The organism is Microcystis sp. BLCC-F209 (assembly GCF_041928595.1).
In the GTDB taxonomy this organism is placed as follows: Bacteria; Cyanobacteriota; Cyanobacteriia; order Cyanobacteriales; family Microcystaceae; genus Microcystis.
The window spans coordinates 1-3,459 of sequence record NZ_JBHFLL010000090.1; the positions used below are offsets into that span (position 1 = coordinate 1).

The window sequence follows — 3,459 nt, forward strand, 5'->3', positions numbered from 1 at the left end:
TAACGTACCTCAAGGGGCTTGTGTAATTCTTACCTTTGTTAGCTCGAATGATATTAACTTGGCATCTCAAGGAATTGATAGAGAGCAGGCTAAGACTCTACGTGCAAGTCTAGCTACCTTTTCAGACGATTGGAACAGCCCGTTAGCAGTTCTTTCTGGTATTAGTTTACCTTCAGACTCCCAACGTCTTAATGTCGATACGCTTACACCTTTTAATTTAGCCGCTTCTGATCTGGTCAACTTACTCATAGTATAGCCTAAGTCATGAGTAATTTGGGATAGTATTAGTTAGGTTTTTGGCTTCTGTCTTTATCCCTGAAATGAGTGTTTATGACAACTATGATGCAGCCAAAGCCAACGGTTAGTCGAGGTGATGTTGCGCTGGTTCTCTTTCCAAAACCCACGAAAAACTTTTTCCCTATGAGGGGAAAGATTCGCCAATAGACTGGACAAGAACCTCTAGATGGGCGAGGCTATGGGTGGCCATGGCAGTAAATCGCAGACGACTGGTGGGAACGGTAGGAGGACGAATGGCGGGGGCAAAAATCCCTTTTTCTAGCAGTTTTTGCGATAATTCTAGGGCTTGACCTGGATTGGCCACCGGTAAACATAAAATCGCCGCTTCCGAAGGCAATATATTAAAATTATTTAAGTTAATCTTGACAAAATTAATATTTTGGTGTAGTCGTTGGCGACGTTCTGGTTCCAGACGAATAATCTCTAAAGCCATTCTAGCGGCGGCGGTGTCGGCGGGGGATAAACCGGTAGTATAAATCCAGGTAGCGGCGCGATTGCGGATAAAATCGATAATTTTGGCGTTTCCGGTCACATATCCCCCTAAACTGCCCAAAGCTTTACTCAGGGTTCCCATCTGAATTAATTCCCTTCCCTGACAACCGCAATATTCCACGCAACCTCTGCCATTTTCCCCCATAACCCCGGTAGCGTGGGCCTCATCCACCAAAACCATGCAATTATAAATCTCGGCTAGAGCGAGAATTCCCGCCAGGGGACAGATATCCCCATCCATACTAAACACTGTATCGGTGAGCAGTAAACAATGACGATGGTGATGACGGTGGGCTAATAACTGATTTTCTAAATCTTCGAGACTATTGTGCCGGTATTCTTTCACCGTGGCACCGCTTAACTTGGCTCCATTTTTGAGGCTAGAGTGATTGTACTGATCGCCTAAAATTAGGTCTTTCTGCCCCACTAAACAGGTAATTGTCCCCAAATTGGCTAAATATCCCGAACTAAAAACGATCGCGTCTTCGCTATTTTTAAAAGATGCGATCGCTAATTCTAAGTCTCGATGAAGATCTCGGTGTCCACTTAATAGACGCGAACCGGTGCTTCCGGTTCCATAGCGTTGTGTGGCTGCTATGGCTGCCGCGATCGTTCTTTCATCGGCTGCTAATCCCAGATAATCATTACTGGCAAAATTAATCAGCGATCGACCCTCTAATTCTATAACGGCTCCGCCCCGGCCTTGAATGGTTTTAACCCTTCGATACCAATTGGCCCGATGGAGGGTTTTTAAGCTATCCTCGATCCAAGAGTAAGGATGATTCATAGGCGATTGATCAATATAGCGGTTAGCTAGGGAAAAATAGTCAGATTCTTGCCGAAAAAGGCTCTTTTAAGGGTTAATAGTTTCGTAAAAACGACAATCTTGACAGGGACCGGAGGGGTTAATCGCACAGCGTAACAGTTCGGATCTGGCGTTAAAACGACAACTAGCATCCCCAATCACCCAACGTCCTTCAATCAAACTTTTTTCGTTAGGAGTGGGAGCAGTTTGTACATAAAGGGATATTTTGCGTAAACAATAGCCACCAATCTTGTATTGATACTGGTGGTGACGTTCCAAAACCGCATAGGTTTGTCCTTTTAAGGCCAAATAATTCCCCGGTTGTGGCATCCAATCCAATTGGATCTCCCCCAAACTTTGCCGCGGATGGGTCAGAATAACCTCCGTTAGTAATGAATCTTGCTCCATGATTATCCCTGTATTCTGGGCTACCTTTGCTCAATGGTAGCTTAGATCTCCGAGTCGATTAATAATTATATCTGCTGCAAAAATCAAAAATCTTCAGTTAGGTGAGCAGACTCCCAGACAGAAGACTCCCAGACAGGAGGAGAAAAAATACAAGAGACAACTAAGTAGTCGTGCAAAATTAATTTCCCAGTGGAGACAGGAGACTCCGAGACAGGAGACTCCGAGACGGGATCAGATTTGAGTTTTTAGTTCACTGTTTACTGATCACAGCAAAAAGCGTTCGACAAAAGCTCACGCCGAAGTCTGACGGAGTAACTGCTGACGGTTTGGATGTGTAATTAATTTTGCTTAGGTACTTATCCTAGAATTGCCAATTTCCCGATTAAAGTAGAAGATAAACAGCAGGATTTTTCCGAGAATTGACTTTAACTCCCTTGCATAATTAATTTTTGATGGTTCAAAAACGGCAAAAATAAGGATTAAATCGCATAAAGTGTGTAAATAGACCATTTAACTAATTATTATTCATTCTTAATTCTCCTGACTACTGACTACTGGCTACTGACCCCTAACCCTAACAACAATTTTTGATTTTTACAAGAGGTCTTTTATGGTTTACCCCATCCCCCCTGAAGATAATCTACCGCAAAAATTTCCGAAAATTCCCTTAGATCGTCGGGCCTATGCTTTCCTGATCGACTTTGCCTCGATTTGGTTTTTAAGCTCCTTTGCCAATAGTGCGCCTGTACTGCAATTCTTGCTTTTTCTCCTGATTTGGTGGTGTTTGCGGGTGTTATTGGTGGCGCAGAATCAGGGTCAGAGTTTAGGACGTTGGGCCTTGGATATGAAGATCATCGATCTACGACTTCAGCGTTTACCCGGAATTTTGGAGTTAAGCAAACGAGAAGCGATCGCTGGTGGCGGGGCAGCTTTAATGATGGTAGGGTTAAATACTTTTTTCGGCAATCCTTTAAGTTTGATTTTATTATCTTCGCCCCTTTTCGCCGATTGTGGTATGGCGATCGGTGATGAGCAATTTAACCAAGCTTTCCACGATCGCATCGGTGGCACGATTGTTATTCCCACCCGTCGGGGTTTTTCTCTCGATCTACGTTTAAGAAGGCTTTGGTATCAAGTTAAGGGCAGAATCAGAAGATAAATAACAGTGATCAGTTATCAGATTTAAGTTTTAAGTGAGCAGTATCAAAGGTTCTTCGTTACCCGGTATGGTTCGATCGGGTAGCATGAATCGACTAAATCCCTATTGGGACTTAATGGGACTTAAACAAATTTCAAGCCCAAACAAAGCCAGTTTAGGCTTTGTAAGCGGCAAACACATCCCGATTCTCGGTCAGCCACTCAAAGAAACGGAAAGACATCGCTGTCCGAAAAGCTGCCAAGGCTTCCACAAAAGTGTTTAAAGGTCGATTCGCCCACCGCCTTTGCAATCCCCCAGT

Annotated in this window: 4 protein-coding genes and 1 pseudogene; 1 reads left to right on the top strand and 4 read right to left on the bottom strand. The window is 43.8% G+C overall.

Features of this window, described 5'->3' with window-relative positions; genetic code table 11:
- Nucleotides 1-66 precede the first annotated feature (66 nt).
- The 3 genes from ACE1AQ_RS05730 to ACE1AQ_RS05740 all read right to left on the bottom strand — a co-directional run bounded on the left by ACE1AQ_RS05730 (nucleotide 67) and on the right by ACE1AQ_RS05740 (nucleotide 2,002).
- Nucleotides 67-249, bottom strand: coding sequence for a MerR family DNA-binding transcriptional regulator (locus ACE1AQ_RS05730; RefSeq protein ID WP_039900118.1), 183 nt, complete (start codon nucleotides 247-249; stop codon nucleotides 67-69).
- A 169-nt stretch (nucleotides 250-418) separates the two neighbouring features.
- The gene (gene bioF / locus ACE1AQ_RS05735; protein ID WP_008202688.1) at nucleotides 419-1,576 is read right to left on the bottom strand and encodes an 8-amino-7-oxononanoate synthase; all 1,158 of its coding nucleotides are present in this window, start codon (nucleotides 1,574-1,576) and stop codon (nucleotides 419-421) included.
- 66 nt (nucleotides 1,577-1,642) lie between these two features.
- Nucleotides 1,643-2,002, bottom strand: coding sequence for a DUF6464 family protein (locus ACE1AQ_RS05740; protein WP_106908724.1), 360 nt, complete (start codon nucleotides 2,000-2,002; stop codon nucleotides 1,643-1,645).
- Nucleotides 2,003-2,612: 610 nt separating this feature from the next.
- Between ACE1AQ_RS05740 and ACE1AQ_RS05745 the strand changes: the two genes are divergently transcribed.
- Nucleotides 2,613-3,161 (top strand): RDD family protein, encoded by a 549-nt coding sequence (locus ACE1AQ_RS05745; protein ID WP_008202692.1) that lies wholly within the window; start codon nucleotides 2,613-2,615, stop codon nucleotides 3,159-3,161.
- A gap of 154 nt (nucleotides 3,162-3,315) precedes the next feature.
- Here the strand turns inward: ACE1AQ_RS05745 and ACE1AQ_RS05750 are convergent.
- Nucleotides 3,316-3,459, bottom strand: a pseudogene (locus ACE1AQ_RS05750) (IS701 family transposase); the annotation flags it as partial.